Source organism: Nocardioides sp. WJ219, from assembly GCF_058559815.1.
The window spans coordinates 727590-743345 of record NZ_JBZUJV010000001.1; the positions used below are offsets into that span (position 1 = coordinate 727590).

19 protein-coding genes and 1 tRNA gene are annotated in these 15756 nt (G+C 73.9%); 13 read left to right on the forward strand and 7 right to left on the reverse strand.

Going from position 1 to position 15756, the window contains the following annotated elements; all coding sequences use genetic code 11:
- The first annotated feature begins 137 nt into the window (after positions 1 to 137).
- On the forward strand, positions 138 to 845 hold the full coding sequence (gene rph, locus AC4MBH_RS03545; protein WP_491792955.1) for a ribonuclease PH: 708 nt from the start codon (positions 138 to 140) through the stop codon (positions 843 to 845).
- Positions 838 to 1458 carry an RdgB/HAM1 family non-canonical purine NTP pyrophosphatase gene (gene rdgB, locus AC4MBH_RS03550; RefSeq protein WP_491792956.1) on the forward strand — a complete coding sequence of 207 codons (621 nt, stop codon included), beginning with the start codon at positions 838 to 840 and terminating at the stop codon, positions 1456 to 1458. Before rph ends, rdgB begins: the two co-directional genes overlap by 8 nt.
- Before the next feature lie 36 nt (positions 1459 to 1494).
- Here the strand turns inward: rdgB and AC4MBH_RS03555 are convergent, their stop codons facing one another.
- The 3 genes from AC4MBH_RS03555 to bcp all read right to left on the reverse strand — a co-directional run bounded on the left by AC4MBH_RS03555 (position 1495) and on the right by bcp (position 3017).
- Positions 1495 to 2385 (reverse strand): hypothetical protein, encoded by an 891-nt coding sequence (locus tag AC4MBH_RS03555; RefSeq protein WP_491792957.1) that lies wholly within the window; start codon positions 2383 to 2385, stop codon positions 1495 to 1497.
- A 31-nt stretch (positions 2386 to 2416) separates the two neighbouring features.
- Positions 2417 to 2498, reverse strand: a tRNA-Leu gene (locus AC4MBH_RS03560).
- Positions 2499 to 2534: 36 nt separating this feature from the next.
- Positions 2535 to 3017 (reverse strand): thioredoxin-dependent thiol peroxidase, encoded by a 483-nt coding sequence (gene bcp / locus AC4MBH_RS03565; RefSeq protein WP_491792958.1) that lies wholly within the window; start codon positions 3015 to 3017, stop codon positions 2535 to 2537.
- Positions 3018 to 3151: 134 nt separating this feature from the next.
- Here bcp and AC4MBH_RS03570 point away from each other — a divergent pair, with 134 nt between their 5' ends.
- The 9 genes from AC4MBH_RS03570 (at position 3152) to AC4MBH_RS03610 (ending at position 10359) form a co-directional block, all read left to right on the forward strand.
- Entirely contained in the window at positions 3152 to 3841 is a 690-nt protein-coding gene (locus tag AC4MBH_RS03570) for an energy-coupling factor ABC transporter permease (RefSeq protein ID WP_491792959.1), read from the forward strand.
- A complete protein-coding gene (locus AC4MBH_RS03575) occupies positions 3838 to 4233 on the forward strand; it encodes a PDGLE domain-containing protein (RefSeq protein WP_491792960.1) in 396 nt (131 codons plus the stop codon). The genes AC4MBH_RS03570 and AC4MBH_RS03575 overlap by 4 nt, the downstream gene beginning before the upstream one ends.
- A gap of 1 nt (position 4234) precedes the next feature.
- Complete coding sequence (gene cbiQ / locus AC4MBH_RS03580) at positions 4235 to 4903, forward strand: cobalt ECF transporter T component CbiQ (protein WP_491792961.1); 669 nt, start codon at positions 4235 to 4237, stop codon at positions 4901 to 4903.
- Entirely contained in the window at positions 4900 to 5724 is an 825-nt protein-coding gene (locus AC4MBH_RS03585) for an energy-coupling factor ABC transporter ATP-binding protein (RefSeq protein WP_491792962.1), read from the forward strand. Before cbiQ ends, AC4MBH_RS03585 begins: the two co-directional genes overlap by 4 nt.
- Positions 5721 to 5969 carry a DUF3618 domain-containing protein gene (locus AC4MBH_RS03590; protein WP_491792963.1) on the forward strand — a complete coding sequence of 83 codons (249 nt, stop codon included), beginning with the start codon at positions 5721 to 5723 and terminating at the stop codon, positions 5967 to 5969. The genes AC4MBH_RS03585 and AC4MBH_RS03590 overlap by 4 nt, the downstream gene beginning before the upstream one ends.
- A 21-nt stretch (positions 5970 to 5990) precedes the next feature.
- Entirely contained in the window at positions 5991 to 6314 is a 324-nt protein-coding gene (locus AC4MBH_RS03595) for a GroES family chaperonin (protein WP_491792964.1), read from the forward strand.
- Positions 6315 to 6460: 146 nt separating this feature from the next.
- Positions 6461 to 7441 carry a hypothetical protein gene (locus AC4MBH_RS03600; protein WP_491792965.1) on the forward strand — a complete coding sequence of 327 codons (981 nt, stop codon included), beginning with the start codon at positions 6461 to 6463 and terminating at the stop codon, positions 7439 to 7441.
- A gap of 68 nt (positions 7442 to 7509) precedes the next feature.
- Positions 7510 to 9984: a penicillin acylase family protein gene (locus tag AC4MBH_RS03605; RefSeq protein WP_491792966.1), complete on the forward strand. Its 2475-nt coding sequence runs from the start codon at positions 7510 to 7512 to the stop codon at positions 9982 to 9984.
- A gap of 105 nt (positions 9985 to 10089) precedes the next feature.
- On the forward strand, positions 10090 to 10359 hold the full coding sequence (locus AC4MBH_RS03610; RefSeq protein ID WP_491792967.1) for a hypothetical protein: 270 nt from the start codon (positions 10090 to 10092) through the stop codon (positions 10357 to 10359).
- A gap of 118 nt (positions 10360 to 10477) precedes the next feature.
- On the opposite strand, the gene AC4MBH_RS03615 is transcribed toward AC4MBH_RS03610, so the two are convergent.
- Complete coding sequence (locus AC4MBH_RS03615; protein ID WP_491792968.1) at positions 10478 to 10912, reverse strand: hypothetical protein; 435 nt, start codon at positions 10910 to 10912, stop codon at positions 10478 to 10480.
- Positions 10913 to 10991: 79 nt separating this feature from the next.
- Positions 10992 to 11567, reverse strand: coding sequence for a TetR/AcrR family transcriptional regulator (locus AC4MBH_RS03620; protein ID WP_491792969.1), 576 nt, complete (start codon positions 11565 to 11567; stop codon positions 10992 to 10994).
- 44 nt (positions 11568 to 11611) lie between these two features.
- Between AC4MBH_RS03620 and AC4MBH_RS03625 the strand changes: the two genes are divergently transcribed.
- The gene (locus tag AC4MBH_RS03625) at positions 11612 to 12802 is read left to right on the forward strand and encodes an MFS transporter (RefSeq protein ID WP_491792970.1); all 1191 of its coding nucleotides are present in this window, start codon (positions 11612 to 11614) and stop codon (positions 12800 to 12802) included.
- Here AC4MBH_RS03625 and AC4MBH_RS03630 read toward each other — a convergent pair.
- Positions 12759 to 14486 (reverse strand): RCC1 domain-containing protein, encoded by a 1728-nt coding sequence (locus AC4MBH_RS03630; RefSeq protein WP_491792971.1) that lies wholly within the window; start codon positions 14484 to 14486, stop codon positions 12759 to 12761. The two genes, AC4MBH_RS03625 and AC4MBH_RS03630, sit on opposite strands and share 44 nt — an antisense overlap.
- Before the next feature lie 299 nt (positions 14487 to 14785).
- On the opposite strand from AC4MBH_RS03630, the gene AC4MBH_RS03635 reads away from it, so the two are divergent.
- Entirely contained in the window at positions 14786 to 15157 is a 372-nt protein-coding gene (locus AC4MBH_RS03635; RefSeq protein ID WP_491792972.1) for a cupin domain-containing protein, read from the forward strand.
- Positions 15158 to 15196: 39 nt separating this feature from the next.
- On the opposite strand, the gene AC4MBH_RS03640 is transcribed toward AC4MBH_RS03635, so the two are convergent.
- Positions 15197 to 15646 (reverse strand): Lrp/AsnC family transcriptional regulator, encoded by a 450-nt coding sequence (locus AC4MBH_RS03640; RefSeq protein WP_491792973.1) that lies wholly within the window; start codon positions 15644 to 15646, stop codon positions 15197 to 15199.
- Positions 15647 to 15756: the final 110 nt, after the last annotated feature.

Genomic DNA, 15756 nt, shown 5'->3' on the forward strand with positions numbered 1-15756 from the left:
TGTCGGCGACCGGGTACGCCGCGTCGCGCTCGTCGAGGTCGGCCCCGACGAGCTGCTCGTGCAGGCCCGGTCCACGGGCGGAGCATCGCCGTGCCCCGGTTCGGGGGTGAGGAGCACCGGTCACTAGGGTCGGCCGCATGAGCACCCGCGAGGACGGCCGCGCCGACGACGAGCTGCGCCCGGTGACCATCACCCGCGGCTGGCTCGACCACGCCGCGGGGTCGGTGCTGGTCGAGTTCGGCAAGACCCGGGTGCTGTGCGCGGCCTCGGCGTCCGAGGGCGTGCCCCGGTGGCGCAAGGGCTCCGGGCTCGGGTGGGTCACGGCCGAGTACTCGATGCTCCCGGCCTCGACCCACACCCGCTCCGACCGCGAGTCGGTCAAGGGCCGCATCGGCGGCCGCACCCACGAGATCAGCCGGCTGATCGGCCGCTCGCTGCGCGCGGTCATCGACTACCAGGCCATGGGCGAGAACACCATCCAGCTCGACTGCGACGTGCTCCAGGCCGACGGCGGCACCCGCACCGCCGCGATCACCGGCGCCTACGTCGCCCTGGTCGACGCCTGCGCCTCGCTCGGCGTGTCCGGGGCGCTGACCGGCTCGGTCGCCGCGGTCTCCGTCGGCATCATCGACGGCGTCCCGCGCCTCGACCTGCCCTACGTCGAGGACGTGCGCGCCGAGACCGACATGAACGTCGTGATGACCGGCGCCGGGTCCTACGTCGAGGTCCAGGGCACCGCCGAGCAGGCGGCGTTCGACCGCCGCGAGCTCGACGCGCTGCTGACCCTGGCCGAGAAGGGGTGCGCCGACCTCACCGAGCTGCAGCGGGTCGCGCTCGGTGCCTGAGACCGTGCCGCCGCGGCTCCACCTCGCGTCGCGCAACGCGAAGAAGATCGCGGAGATGGAGCGGATCCTCGCCGAGCACGTGCCCGGTGTGACCGTGCTCGGGCTCGACGACGTCGCGGCCTACGACGAGCCGGTCGAGGACGCCCCTACGTTCGAGGGCAACGCGCTCCTCAAGGCCCACGCCGGCGTCCGGGCGACCGGGCTGCCGACGATCGCCGACGACAGCGGCCTGTGCGTCGACGCGCTCAACGGGATGCCGGGCGTGCTCTCGGCCCGTTGGTCCGGACCGCCCAAGGACGACGACCGCAACAACCGTCTCCTGCTCGACCAGCTCGCAGACGTGCCCGACGACCGGCGTGGCGCGCACTTCACCTGCGCCGTCGCGGTCGTGCTGCCCGACGGCCGCGAGCACGTGGTCGAGGGACGCATGGACGGCACCGTGGTCCGCGAGGTCCGGGGGCAGGGCGGCTTCGGCTACGACGTGCTGTTCGTCGCCGACGCGCGACCCGGGCTGACCACCGCCGAGCTCAGCGTGGCCGACAAGGACGCGATCTCGCACCGCGGCGCTGCGCTCCGGGAACTGGCGCCGGTGCTGCCGGACCTGCTGGCCTGACCCTTCGAGCGGGTCCCGGGCCGGCGGCGGCCGGCTCTAGGACTCCCAGCTCCAGCTGTCGAGCAGTGCCTCGAAGTCGTCCTCGGACACCGCGTCGCCCTGGGCGCCGAAGGACAGGCCGATCGAGTACTGGTCGTCGTCGTGCAGGGTCAGGTAGGCGATCTGGATGATCGGGTCGCCGGCCGCGTTGACCCGGTCGTCGATCCGGACGCCGATGGCGCGCTCGCCGTCGATCGTGATCTCGTCGATCGGGGTCGGGGTCGCGTTGTCGGTGCTGGCCAGGTTGCGCTTCCAGGTGCCCTCGAGGTCCTCGAGCGACGTGGCGAGGCCGGAGGGGAGCGCCTCCACGATGACGTTGCTCTGCGCCAGCTCGATCGAGGGCCCGAGCACGACGACCGTGTCGATGGTCGGCCCGCCGAGCTCGGAGGCCTCGGAGGTCGCGTCGGTCCACGCCTCGTTGGGCAGCTCGAACGTGTAGCCGTCACCCTGCACCGTGCTCGGCCCGGGGGCAGCGTCACTGGTCGTCGGCTCGGTCGGCTCGGTCGAGTCGGTCGGCTCGGTCGGCTCGGTCGGGTCGCTGGACTCGGTCGGGTCGCTGGAGTCGGTGGCAGTCTCCGAGGGCGAGGCCTCGTCGGGCTCGTCGTCGTTCGAGGCCACGATCAGGGTGACGGTGAAGGCGGCGGCGACGAGCAGCACCGCCACCACGATCCCGATGATCAGCCCGGTGCGCTTCCTCGGCGGCTGCGGACCGCCGCCGTAGGGGTTGCCGCCGTACGGCGTGCTCCCGCCGTACCCGCCGCCGTAGCCGGCACCGCCGGGCCCCGGCTGGGCGTACGGCACGGGCTGGTGCGGGGGCTGCGGCGTGTGGGGCGGCTGCCCGAGGGGACCGTTCGGCGGGGGACTGCCCCAGGGGCTCTGCTCGCTCACGGCCCCCAGTATGGGGCCACCACCCGCGCGGTGCCGGAGAGGGGACTCGAACCCCTACGCCCTAGGGCACAGGTACCTAAAACCTGCGTGTCTGCCAGTTCCACCACTCCGGCGTGCGGGCCAGTCTGTCAGCCGGCCCGGTCGGGGGATCAGTCCAGTCCGAGGTCGCGGCGCAGCTTGGCGACGTGCCCGGTGGCCTTGACGTTGTACTGCGCCACCTCGACGCGGGCGTCGGGTCCGACGACGAACGTCGAGCGGATCACGCCCTGCACCGTCTTGCCGTACATCTGCTTCTCGCCGTACGTCGCCCACTGCTGCATCACCGTCTTGTCCGGGTCGGAGAGCAGCCGGATGGTCAGCCCCTCCTTGTCCCGGAACTTCGCCAGCTTCTCGGGCTTGTCGGGGGAGATGCCGACGACCTCGAGGCCGGCCGCGCGCAGCGAGTCGAGGGAGTCGCTGAAGTCGCAGGCCTGCTTGGTGCAGCCGGGGGTCATCGCGGCCGGGTAGAAGTACACGACGACCCGGGACCCGGTCGCGACGAGGTCGGCGAGGGACACCTCGGCGCCGGTGTCGTCGACGAGGGTGAAGCCGGGTGCGGTGTCGCCGGCGGCGAGGCGGGTGGTCTGGGTCATCGGGCTGCTCCTGGCCGGGTCGGAGGTGAGGGCAATCCGCCGGTGCGGTTGTTGCGAACTGCTTGCAGCAACCTATTGTGTCCAACGTCAGGGCGGTCCGCCGCTCGCCAACCTACTGAGGGTGGGACCGACCCATGCACGTACCCGACGGATTCCTCGACGCGCCCACCTCGGTCGTGACCGGTGTCGTGGCTGCGGCCGGCGTGGCGGTGGCGCTGCGCAAGGCCCACGCCGAGCTCGACGACCGCACCGCGCCGATGGCCGGGCTGGTCGCCGCGTTCGTCTTCGCCGGGCAGATGATGAACTTCCCCGTCGGAGCCGGCACCAGCGGGCACCTCCTCGGCGGCGCCCTGGCCGCCGTCCTGGTCGGACCCTGGACCGGCTCGCTGTGCATCAGCGTCGTGCTCATCGTCCAGTCGCTGTTCATGGCCGACGGGGGCGTCACGGCCCTGGGCACCAACATCGTGCTGATGGCGTTCGGTGGCTGCTTCCTCGGGTACGCCGCCTTCGTCGGGCTGCGCGCCGTCCTGCCCAAGCGGCTGACGTCCGTGCCGCCCGCCGCCGGCCTCGCCGCCCTGGTCTCGGTGCCGCTGGTCGCGGTGATCTTCACCGCCCTGTTCGCCGTCGGCGGCACCGCGCCGGTCGAGATCGGCGACGTGCTGGCCGCGATGGTCGGCTGGCACACCCTGATCGGGATCGGCGAGGGACTGGTGACCGGTCTCGTCGTCGCCGCGGTCGTCGCGTCCCGGCCCGACCTGGTCCAGGGCGCCCGCGGCCTGACCGGGTCCCGCCCCCTCGAGATCCGGACGGCGGCCGTCCGATGAGCCGTCGCACCTTCTTCGTCTCCGCGCTCCTGCTCGCCCTCCTCGTCGCGGGCGTCGGCAGCTACTACGCCAGCGAGCACCCCGACGGCCTCGAGTTCGTCGCCGGCGAGACCGGCTTCCTCGACTCCGCCGAGGACCCCAAGACCGGCGACAGCCCGTTCGCCGACTACGGCACCAAGGGCGTCGACGACGCCCGCCTGGGCGGCGGGATCGCCGGCGTCGCAGGCGTCCTGGTCACGCTGCTGCTCATGGGCGGTCTCGCCTACGCCGTCCGCCGCCGGGGCTCCGGTGACCGCAGCGACGCAGATGGCACCGAGGGTGCCGAGGGCACTGACGGCAGCGACGGCAGCGACGGGGACCGGACGCAGCAGCCGGCAGAGACGTCGTCCTGACGTGGGCGCCGGTCACAGCCACCGGCTGCACCACCCCGGCCACAGCGCGGTCCACCGCGCCCCGGCGCACCTCAAGCTCGTGGCACTCCTCGGGTTCGTCCTGCTGGTGGTCGCCACCCCCCGCGACTGGTACGCCGCCTTCCCGGCCTACGCGCTGGTCGTGCTCGGGGTCGTCCTCGCGGCCCGGGTGCCGGTGCTATTCGTCGTCCGGCGCATGGTCGTCGAGATCCCGTTCCTCGTCTTCGCGATCCTGATCCCGTTCGTCGCGACCGGACCACGGTTCGACGTCCTCGGCCTCAGCGTGTCCGAGCCCGGCCTCGTGGCCGCCTGGGGACTCGCCGCCAAGGGCACCATCGGGGTCCTGTCGTCCCTGACCCTCGCCGCGACCACCGCCCCCGCCGACGTCCTGGCGGGCCTGCGGCGGCTGCGGATGCCCGAGCTGCTGGTGCAGATCATGTCCTTCATGATCCGCTACCTCGACGTCGTGACCGCCGACCTCGGTCGGATGATGGTCGCCATGCGTTCTCGTGGCGTCGACCCCCGTTCACCGCGGCACTGGCCGGCGTTGGCCCGGACCCTGGGCGCGCTGTTCGTGCGCTCCTACGAGCGCGGCGAGCGCGTCCACCTCGCGATGCTCTCCCGCGGCTACGGCACCGAGCGGACTCCGTGAGCGTCCCTGTCGTCGACGTCCCGGTCCTCGACGTCCGCGGCCTGGCCTACGCCTACCCCGACGGCCACCAGGCGCTCTACGGCGTCGACCTGAGCCTCGACCGCGGCGAGCGGGTGGCGCTGCTCGGACCCAACGGGGCGGGCAAGACGACGCTGGTGCTGCACCTCAACGGGATCCTCTCCGCCGGGGCCGGTTCGGTGGCGGTCGGTGGCCTGCCGGTCGAGAAGCGCCACCTCGGCGAGATCCGACGCCGGGTGGGGATCGTCTTCCAGGACCCCGACGACCAGCTGTTCATGGGGACGGTGCGCGCCGACGTCGCCTTCGGCCCGGCCAACCTGGGGCTGCGGGGCGACGCCCTGGACCGTCGGGTGCACGAGGCGCTCGAGCAGGTCGGGATGGCCGACCACGCCGACCGGCCACCGCACCACCTCTCCTTCGGCCAGCGCCGCCGGGTCGCGGTCGCCACCGTCCTGGCGATGCAGCCGGAGGTGCTGGTCCTCGACGAGCCGTCGTCCAACCTCGACCCCGCGTCGCGGCGCGAGCTCGCCGACATCGTCCGCTCCCTCGACGTGACGGTCCTGATGGTGACCCACGACCTGCCGTACGCGCTCGAGCTGTGCCCACGCTCGGTCGTCCTCAGCGACGGGCACGTGGTTGCGGACGGTGCGACGTACGACCTGCTCACCGACGACGACCTGATGCGCGCCCACCGCCTCGAGCTGCCGTTCGGGTTCGACCCGCGCTCGGTCGACCGACGGATGCTGCCGTCCTCGGCCCGGGCTACACCGGAACGCGGCGCCTCGGATAGCCTGCGCGGGTGAGCAACGAACTGTCCGACCTCGAGCGCGAGATCGAGGAGACGCGGGAGCGCCTGGCGACCACCATCGACCAGCTCCTGCACCGCTCGCACCCCAAGACGATCGCGAGCCGCGAGGTGGCGGCGATCAAGGGTCACTACGTCGACCCGGTCACTGGCGAGCCGCGCACCGACAACATCCTCAAGACCGTGGGCGGCGTCGTCGGCACCCTCGTCGTGCTCGTCGTGCTCCGCCGCATCACCCGCTGACCCGGCACCCAGGAGTCGACGATGGCTGACAAGCAGCCGATCAAGATGCTGCACGACCGCATCCTGTGCGAGCTCGACCGCGACGCCGGCGAGCGTCGCTCCTCCGGCGGCATCGTGATCCCGGCCACCGCGGCGATGGGTGCGCGGCGGCTCGCCTGGGCGCGGGTGGCCGCGCTCGGACCGCACGCCCGCGCCGTCGAGGTCGGCGACCGGGTCCTGTTCGACCCCGACGACAAGGCCGAGGTCGAGGTGCACGGCGAGACCTACGTCGTCATGCGCGAGCGCGACGTCCACGCCGTCGCCGCCGACCGCCTCGGCGACGAGGCGGCCGGTCTCTACCTCTGAGACCCGGGGTCTCCCCGGCTCGAAGGTCCGTGTGGCCCTGTGGAAATAGCCAGGAGTCGTCCACAGGCCACTCCGCTGGAGGCGTTGTCCACAGGTGCGCCGAGCGTGGCGTGCGCCTGTCCCCGGGCCCTGGTGCGCTGACGGGCATGAGCACCCAGACCCTGCCGCAGATCAGCGGCCACGATCCCGACCCGACCCCCGACGTCGAGGACGCCGTCATGCAGGCCTCCGCCCTGCTGAGCCGGGTGGCGACCTCGTCGCTGCGTGACTACGACGGGGAGCGATGTCGACAACAGCTGCTCGCCCTCGCGACCCTGGCCAACCAGGTCGCCGAGCTCGAGCTGCGCACCCTGCACCAGTCCGAGGCGGTCCACGCCGGGCAGCAGGCCGGCGCGTCCTCCACCGCCACCTGGCTCGCGATGCAGACCGGTCGGACCCGGAAGTCCACCCATGCCAGGGCTCGCCTGGCGGCCGCCCTGAGCGCCAGCCCCGTCGTGCGGGAGGCGATGGCCCGCGGCGAGCTCCTTCCCGAGCAGGCGCAGGTGATCCTCGACGAGGTGGCCCAGCTCCCAGGTGACCGCACCGCGGCGACCGAGCGCCTCCTCGCGGAGGCCGGGCGGCGAGACGCGGCAGGCCTGCGCGTCGAGGGTCGTCGCGCCTTGCGAGCCGTGCACCCCGTACCGAGCTACGGCGGCGCGGTCTCCGGACCGCCCGCGCCCGAGTCCTCGCCGCGCCCGACGCTGGTCAGCGACGTCGGCGGGCCTGCCCCGCAGCCGCAGGCGTCCAGCGCCACCGGGGAGACGGCCACGGTGCTGGTGATCGACGACGACGTCGACGCCGCGCACGGGTGGTTCGCGGTGCCCCGCCCGGTCGCCCGTCGGCTGCGCGACGCACTGCACGACGTGCTGGGTCCCGGCGCGCCCGACCACCCGACCGCCGAGCAGCTCGGCGCCGCCTTCTGCAGGTTCGTCGACCGTGCGGTGGCCCCCGCCTCCGCCGCCTCGTCGCCCCCGAGGGCGGCCGAGGGACGCTGCGCCGTGCTGGTCCGCCGGGTGCGACAGGCCCGACGCTCGGGGGCAGGCCTCCGCCTCCGTCTTCGCGGTCGGCAGACCTTCCCGACGGCGTGATCCTCCGCACCGGGTCGAGACCTCGGTGCTCTGACGTAACTGCCGTCACACCCGTCCGTTGGACGGTCATGCGCCAGCCCCGACGCCCCCGACGCCTCCGACGCCTCAGCCGTACCCGCGGTCTCAGCGCCCTCGCGGCGTTCGTCCTGGTCCCGGCCCTCGTCGCCGTGCCGTCCTCGCCCACCGAGGCCGCGCCGGTGCGAGGCCCGGCGCCCGCGGTCGGCGCGCTGCCGAGCGCTGCTGCCGCACCGGCGCGAACCCCACGCCCGCGCTACGACGCCACCATCCGCTGGACCCGGCACGGGATCCCGCACGTCACGGCGAGGTCGTTCGCGTCGCTCGGGTTCGGGAGCGGCTACGCCGCCGCCGAGGCGTCGATCTGCACGCTCATGGACACCGTGGTGACCGGACGCGGCCAGCGCTCACGCTGGTTCGGTCCGCGAGGCCGCTACGACGACCACGTCTCGATGAACGGCTCCAACCTGCAGGTCGACACGCTCGTCACCGACCTGCACAACCGGCGGGTCGTCGAGAAGCTCCTGCGTGGCAGGTCCGGCCCCCAGGCCGAGACCCGCCAGATGGTCACGGGCTACGTCGCCGGCGTGAACCGCTGGCTGCGGACCCAGCGGGTGACCGATCCCGGGTGCCGCGGGGCGGGGTACCTGCGACCGAACCTGACCACCCTGGACCTCTACTACGGCGTCTACCTCGCCAACCTGCTCGCCTCGACCGGGGTCTTCGTCAAGGAGATCGCCGACGCCGCCCCGCCGACGCTGACCGATCCCGGCGTGCCCGAGCTACCGCTGCGGGCCTCCCAGGTCGACCGCGACGCGCTGCTGCGTGCCCTCGGCAAGGACCCGAGCAGCCCGTTCGGGTCGAACGCGACGGCCATCGGCGGCAACGCGTCCTCCACCGGGCGCGGGATGCTCCTGGGCAACCCGCACTTCCCGTGGCGGGGCCGCTACCGCTTCACCCAGCAGCACCTCACCATCCCCGGTCGATACGACGTCGCCGGCGCCTCGCTCATCGGGTCCCCGGCCGTCAACATCGGCTGGAACGGCCACGTGGCCTGGAGCCACACCGTCTCGACGGCGTACCGGTTCACGCCGTACGAGTACAAGCTGCTGAACGGCTCCACGACCTACCTCACCGACCGGGGGCCGCGACGGCTCGAGCGGCGGTTCGTGACCGTCAGGGTCAAGCGCCCCAACGGCACCGTGGGCACGGTCCGCGAGGACGTCTGGCGCACCAGCCAGGGTTACGTCGTCGACTCGCCCGCCACGCTCATGCCCTGGGGCCTGGCCAGCGTCTGGGCGATCCGCGACGCCAACGGTGAGCACCTGCGCACCATCGACACGTTCCTGCAGATGGGCAAGGCGACCTCGGTCCGCGACCTCCTGCGCCGCCAGGACCGCGCGGGCGGGATGCCGTGGGTCAACACCACCGCGGCCGACCGCCGCGGCGACGTGCTCTACGCCGACCACTCCGTCGTCCCGCACGTGACCAACGCGATGAAGCAGCGCTGCCTCACACCGGTCGGCCTCCTGCTCGACCAGGTCGCCGGACTCCCGGGGCTCGACGGGACCTTCGCGGGGAGCAGTTGCGCGTGGGGCGCCGACCCCGATGCGCAGCGCCCGGGGATGTTCGGTCCGCGCAACCTGCCTGCGGTCGTCCGTCGCGACTGGGTGATGAACGCCAACGACTCCTACTGGCTGCCCCACCCCGCCGCCCAGCTGGAGGGGTACGCGTCGATCATCGGGTGCGAGCGGTGTGCGCGGACGATGCGGACGCGGATGGTCTCGCAGTACGTCATCGACCGCCTCCGCGGCGGGCGCAGGGAGACCCCGGCCACCCTCACCTCGCACCAGCACGGCAACCGGCTGCGCGCGGCGGAGGTGATGCGCGTCGGCGGCGACCTGGACCAGGTGTGTGCCGCCACGGGGGAGGCCCGGGCGTGCGCGGTGCTGAAGGCGTGGGACGGCCGGTCGGACACCACCTCGGTCGGCACCCACATCTTCGAGGAGTTCATCAGCCGAGCGCCCGCCGACGGCCTGTGGACCGTGCCCTTCGACGCCGCCGACCCGCTGAACACGCCTCGGGACCTCGCCGAGACCAACCCCCAGGTGGTCGCGGCGATGCAGGCGGCGATCGACTTCCTGCGTCGGCGCAAGGTCTCCTTCGACGCGCCCTGGGGCCGGCTCCAGGTCGCCGGTGACCGGGGCGCGCCGGCCGTCCCCCTCGGCGGGGGCCTCGGCGACGCCGCCGGCAATGCCAACGCGCTGGCGTCGCGGTCGCCGGGCACCCACCGCGACCGGCTCCGGTCGATCACCTACGGCTCGTCGCACATCCAGTCGATCGCGTTCCTGCGCAAGGGCGGGCTGACCGCGCGCACGATCCTGACCTACGGCCAGGACGAGGACCCGCGCTCGCGCTACTCCGCCGACCAGACCCGTCTCTTCTCGCAGGAGAAGTGGGTCCGGTTCCCGTGGACCGACCGTGAGATCCGGCGTCAGACGGTCCGGGTCCAGCGTCTGCGCGGCTGAACCGGCTCGCCCTGGACGGCGCTCTCGCTCGCCTCACCCGTGAGCGTGTGCCCGGCGTCGCGACGCGTTGGGTAGACAGGAGGGACACCCACCAGGAGGTCCCTCATGTCCAAGCTGTCTCTCGGGCTCGCCTTCGCCGCCGGGTACGTCGTCGGCGCCCGGGCCGGTCGCGACCGCTACGAGCAGATCCGCGCCGGCGCCCAGAAGGTCGCCGAGAACCCCAAGGTCCAGGCCGCCGCCGGTGCCGCCAAGGAGAAGGCGGGCGAGGTGGCCAGCAGCGTCGCCGACACCGCCAAGGAGAAGGCCGGTGACGCCGTCGGCGCCGCCAAGGAAAAGGCTGCCGAGACCGGCGGCCCGATCAGCGCAGCACCCTGACGCACCGTCCGCGCTCGTCGCGGAGCAACGAGGGCCCGGTCCGGACGGACCGGGCCCTCGTCCGTCTCGTCGCGGCGACGTGACGAAGCGGGACCAGACGAGACCAGGAGGGCCCGGCTCAGTCGCCGGCCCGGATCCCGGTGACCAGCCAGCGGTCGTCGTCGCGGCGCAGGTCGACGACCACCTGCGCGTCCTGGCCGTCCCCGGCCACCCCGACCGTCACGGCCGCCGTGCCGCCGGACGTCGTGTCGTCGATGACCGTCACCCCGGTCAGCTCCACGGCGCCGACCTCGCCGCGCAGGCACGCCGCCACCACCGGCGGCAGGTCGGCATCCTCGGCGAGGAGGGGATCGAGTTCGTCGCAGTCGTCGTCGGCCACCGCCTGGACGACGGTCCGGGCCACGGACGACGCGGACGCCGGACGTACGGGATCCTCGTCGCGGCCGACCAGGACGACGTACGACGCGAGGTCGGCCACCGCCGAGAGCGCCAGGACGACGAGCAGCAGCGCCCGCGGCCGACCGGCCCACGGTCCACCCAGACGTCCGACCACGCGACCATCCTGACCGCGCCGCGACCCGACTGCGCCGGTGACCCCCGCAACGACGCGAGTGCCACGCGTCGGTGGTCTCCTACCGGAGCCGGTCCGGGTGGTCGAGGAGCGTCTCGGCCGTGACCCTCGCGAGCCCGACCGCCGGCGCGCCGCCGTCGCGCAGACGCACCGCCAGCGCACCCGAGACCACGAGCACCAGCGCGTCAGCCAGCTGCGGCGCCCCGGGCCCGACGACGGGCTCGGCGAGCTCGCGCAACCGCCCCCGCATGGAGTCGGAGTCCTGCTGGATCGCCGCCGCGAGGACCGGCGGGGGGTCGGCGTACTCGGCCGCGGTCCCGAGGAAGGCGCACCACCGGGCGCCCTCGGGCCGGGCCTGGAACTCCTCGAGCGCGTCGAAGACCGCGAGCAGCCGGCCCCGGTCGTCGCCGGCGCGCGCCACGGCGGCGTCCCAGACGCCCAGCCAGTCGTGGTGGCGCCGGTCGAGGGCCGCGGCGACCAGGCCCTCCTTGCTGCCGTAGGCGCGGTACAGCGTGGCGGGGGAGACGCCGGCGCGACCCAGGACCTCGTCGACCGGGGTACGGGTCACGCCGCGGGTGAAGAACAGCTCGTCCGCGGCGTCCAGGAGCTTGGTGCGGGTGCTCGCGCGGCTGGCCACCCCGTCAGCCTAGACTCAGCAAAGTGAAACGGTCGTTATCGGATTTGCGGAGGCACGACGCCGCAGTCGTCGTCGCCGGCACCAGCCTCATCGCCGGCACCTACGGACTGGTCCGCCTGGCGTACGGGCTCTTCCTCCCCGACATCGACGCGTCGCTCGACCTGGGGCCGGCGCTCGCCGGGCAGGTCTCCTCCGGTGGCTCGGTCGCCTACTGCGTGGGCGCGGTCGCAGGCCTCGTCGCACCCCACCGGCACCGCCTGCTGGTCCTCGGCGCGCTCCTGACGGCGGCCGCCGGCGCGGCCGGCATGGCCGTGGCGACGAGCACCGCCGTCTTCGTGCCGGCGGCGGTCCTCGGTTCCGCGGGCGCCGGCCTCGCCTCACCGGGTCTCGTGGCGGTGGTGGAGCGCAACGTCTCACCCGCGCGCCGGGACCGGGCGCAGGCGACGGTCAACGCCGGTACCGGCCCCGGCCTGGTGGCGGCCGGGGTGCTGGCGCTGCTGCTCCTGCCGCACTGGCGCCTCGGGTTCGCCGTCGCCGCGGTGCTCACCGCCGCGGCGGGCGTCGCCGTCCTGCTCCTCGATCGTCCCGCACCCGCACCCGATCCCGAGACGGTGCGGACGCGACCGGAGGGCGAGGCGGAGGAGGGGTTCGGCCGGTGGTCGCCCCTCGCGGTACCGGCAGCGGCGGCACTGCTGCTCGGGGCCGGGTCGGCCGTGGTGTGGACCTACGGCCGGTCCCAGCTCGTCGAGGGTGGAGCGAGCGACGTGGCCTCCACCGTGGCCTGGATCGCCCTGGGGGTCGGCGGGACGGCGACGGTCCTGACCTCGCGCCTGCTCGTCCGGCTCCGCCCGGCGACGGCCTGGTCGCTGACCGCGGCGAGCGTGACGGTCTCGATCGCCGTCCTCGGTGTCACCGGCGACTCGCTCGCGGTCGCACTGCTCGCGTGCGCGACGTTCGGATGGGCCTACGTCGCGGCGTCGTCCGCGCTCATCGCGTGGGCCGCCGAGCTTCTCCCGCGAGCCGCGGCGTCGGGCACCGCCCTCCTCTTCATCGCCCTCGTGATCGGGCAGGCAGCGGGGTCGTCGGCGGCCGGCGTGGTGGCCGAGTCGCGCGGACTCTCCTCGGCCTTCGTCGCGTCCGCCGTCGTCGCCTCCATGGCCGCGACCCTGGGCTGGCGGACCCCGCGCACCCTCAGCGTCGGACGGCGAGAGCCCGTCGGCCGGTCCGGTCGCTGAAGGACCCGGTGACGCTCAGCGTGCGCCGGCCGACCTTGGCCGAGCGGGGCACCGTGACGGTCCGGACGATGCGGCCGGCGGCGTCGGCCCGCCCCCGCGCCAGCACCCTGCCGTCCAGGCGAGCGGTGTAGGACTCGCGAGGGGCCAGCCCGGTGACGCGCAGGCCCACTGCGGCGCCGCGCTTCGCCCCGGCGGGCGTCTGGACCCGGAAGGCGGCGGCGCCGAGTCCGACCCGCACCTCGGTCGAGCTCACCTCGAGCGCTTCGTGACCGTCGCGCAGGGCGACGACGCCTGCACTGATCCGGTGCCCGAGGTCGGCGCTGGTCAGGCGGTACGTCGCCCCGCCGGCACCCTCGATGAACTGGCCGTCGCGGAACCAGCCGCGCAGGTAGCTGCTGGGGGTGGGGACCGCGTCGGTGACGCGCATCGTCAGCTCCCGGCCGACCCGAGCCGTGCCGGCCAGGCGCACCGTCGGGGCGGTGGTGAAGGTGGCGGCGCGGACCGTGACGGCGTCGGCGGTGGACGAGCCCGAGACGCCTGCGCTGGAGGCGGTGACCTCGACCGTGACCGAGCGGTGCACGTCGGTGGGCGTCAGCTCGTAGGTCGGTGAGTCGGTGCCGACCGGCTCGCCGTTGCTGCGCCACTGGTAGTGGTAGGTGTCGGGCTCGGTCGACCAGGAGCCCTTGCTCGCCGTCAGGGTCTTGCCGACCACTGGCTCGCCGCCGACGACCGGCCGCTCGAGGTCGACGAGGGTGGCGTAGGCGACGGTGACGCCGTACCGCTCGACCTGGAGGTCGGCGACTGGCTCGGTGGCGGCGGGCGGGGAGATGTCGCGGTCGAAGCTGCCCCATGAGTGCACGACGCCGTCGGCGGTGGCAGCCATCGCCCCGCGGTCGCCGACGTCGAACGCGGTGACGTCGCCGTCGACCACGGCCTGCGGGAGGTCGACGACGCCGGTGGAGTCCTGCCCCCACGCCACGAGTCCGCCGTCGTCGGTCTGGGCGAGGGCGTTGAACCGGCCCACCGCGAGCGCGACCACGGTCGACTCCGCCAGGCTGGCCGGTGCCGGACCGACGGCGCCCCAGGACACGACCCGCCCGTCGGTGCTGAGCACGGCCGCGCTGTGCAGGTCGGCGTGCACCGAGGCGACGTCGAGGTCGGAGACGGCGGCCGGGACCTCACCGAAGGAGGGCGTGTCGGATCCCCACGTGAGGACCTCGCCGTCCGCGGTCAGGGCGAGGTCCTGGTGGTCACCGGCCGCGACCTGGACGACGTCGGCGTCCTGGACCTCGGCGGACACCGTCGCGGCCGGCGCGTCCTGGCTGTCCCCGCGGCGGCCCCAGGCGGTGACGTCGCCGTCGGCATCGACGGCGAGCGCGTGCCGGTAGCCGGAGGAGACCTGCACGACGTCCTCGCCGGAGAGCGAGACGGGTACGGCCACCGCGCCGTAGTCGTAGCCGCTGGCTCGCACCTGACCGTCGAGGGCGACGGCGATGGTCTGCCAGTAGCCGGTGGCCACCTGGGTGTACGCCCCCGGAGGCAGGCTCTCGCCACCGACCTGCACCAGGCGGAGCGCGTCGGGGGTCGGTCGCGCGGTCGCGGCGGAGGCCGGTCCGCCCAGGTACAGGGCGCCGATCGTCAACGGAGCGAGTGCGACGCAGGTCAGGACATGACGAGATGACACGAGGGCTTCCTCAGGGGTCTGTGGGGAGAACGAGTTGTGGACCGTGGTGCCGCCCGTCGTCGGGGACGACGGCGGCTGACGGCCCGATCCGACCACGACGCAGACGGCCCCGGGCGCGAACGCCGGTTACCCGACCGTTCGGCCTTCCCCGACGGCGCCCTGACCACGACCGGCCTGGCCCGGGTGGGCCATCGGCTGCTGGGGGAGTCGCGAGCGGGTCCGGGTCGACGCGAGGTCCCGGCGACGACGTGCCCCGGCGCGGCGGCGGGCGCCGTGCGTCGTGTCCCTACCGTGGGGGCATGGCCTCCCCGTCGCAGCCCCAGCAGGCGCGCGTCCTGACCAACTCCCAGCGCCTGCCCGAGGGGAGGGGCGCCGTCTGGCGGCTCGACCCGACGCCGCGCGACCTCGACGCGAACCTCGTCAGCCTGCCGGCCGGGGACGGTGTGGAGGTGCACGACGGACCCGACGTCGACGTCCTGGTGCACGTCGTCGACGGCTCGGGGCAGTTGCTGACCCCGGTCGACGCGGACGACGTCCGGCTCGGACCCGGCGACGTCGCGTGGCTGCCTCGCGGGTCACGGCGCGGGTTCGCCGCCGGCCCGGACGGCCTGCGCTACCTCACCGTGCACCAGAAGCGGCAGGCGCTGCAGATCGGTCGTCCTCCCGCCTGAGTCGACCCGACGTCACCCACCTCGACCGCGTCGCTGGGGCTAGGCCGGCCCGAGCGGCTCCGGCTCCTCGAAGACCAGGAGCGTGCGGGTGGCGATGACGCCGGACATGCCCTGGATCTCGTCGAGGACGACGCGGCGCAGGTCGGCGTTGTCGGACGCACGGACGAGCAGGACGACGTCGAACTCGCCGCCGACCAGGGCGATGTGCTCGACGCCGGGGAGGGTCTGCAGCTGGTGACGGATGGTGCGCCAGTCGGCCTGGCGGACGTTGAGCGTCACGTACGCCGAGGTGCCCAGGCCGCTGAGCACGGGGTCGACGACGGCCGAGAAGCCGCGGATCACGCCGGCCGACTGGAGCCGCTCGACGCGGGCGTAGGCATTGGCGCGGGAGATGTGCAGCGACTGAGCGAGCGAGCGCATCGACATCCGGCCGTCGCGGGTGAGGGCGTCGAGGATCCGCCGATCGGTGTCGTCGAGGGTGCTGACCACGTGTCTCGTCCTTCCCGCCCGGCCCGGGCGGGCGATGGACGATCGGCAACGCCGAACGGCTGCTGACGAGACATGTTCTCGCATCTCGCCGGCCAGTGGAACCACAACGG

Coding starts and splice junctions, on each gene's coding strand:
- AC4MBH_RS03600 (WP_491792965.1), top strand. CDS start 6,461: ATGAGCACCCAGACCCTGCCGCAGATCAGCGGCCACGATCCCGACCCG.
- AC4MBH_RS03610 (WP_491792967.1), top strand. CDS start 10,090: ATGTCCAAGCTGTCTCTCGGGCTCGCCTTCGCCGCCGGGTACGTCGTC.
- AC4MBH_RS03635 (WP_491792972.1), top strand. CDS start 14,786: ATGGCCTCCCCGTCGCAGCCCCAGCAGGCGCGCGTCCTGACCAACTCC.
- bcp (WP_491792958.1), bottom strand. CDS start 3,017: ATGACCCAGACCACCCGCCTCGCCGCCGGCGACACCGCACCCGGCTTC.
- AC4MBH_RS03595 (WP_491792964.1), top strand. CDS start 5,991: ATGGCTGACAAGCAGCCGATCAAGATGCTGCACGACCGCATCCTGTGC.
- AC4MBH_RS03575 (WP_491792960.1), top strand. CDS start 3,838: ATGAGCCGTCGCACCTTCTTCGTCTCCGCGCTCCTGCTCGCCCTCCTC.
- AC4MBH_RS03605 (WP_491792966.1), top strand. CDS start 7,510: ATGCGCCAGCCCCGACGCCCCCGACGCCTCCGACGCCTCAGCCGTACC.
- rph (WP_491792955.1), top strand. CDS start 138: ATGAGCACCCGCGAGGACGGCCGCGCCGACGACGAGCTGCGCCCGGTG.
- AC4MBH_RS03570 (WP_491792959.1), top strand. CDS start 3,152: ATGCACGTACCCGACGGATTCCTCGACGCGCCCACCTCGGTCGTGACC.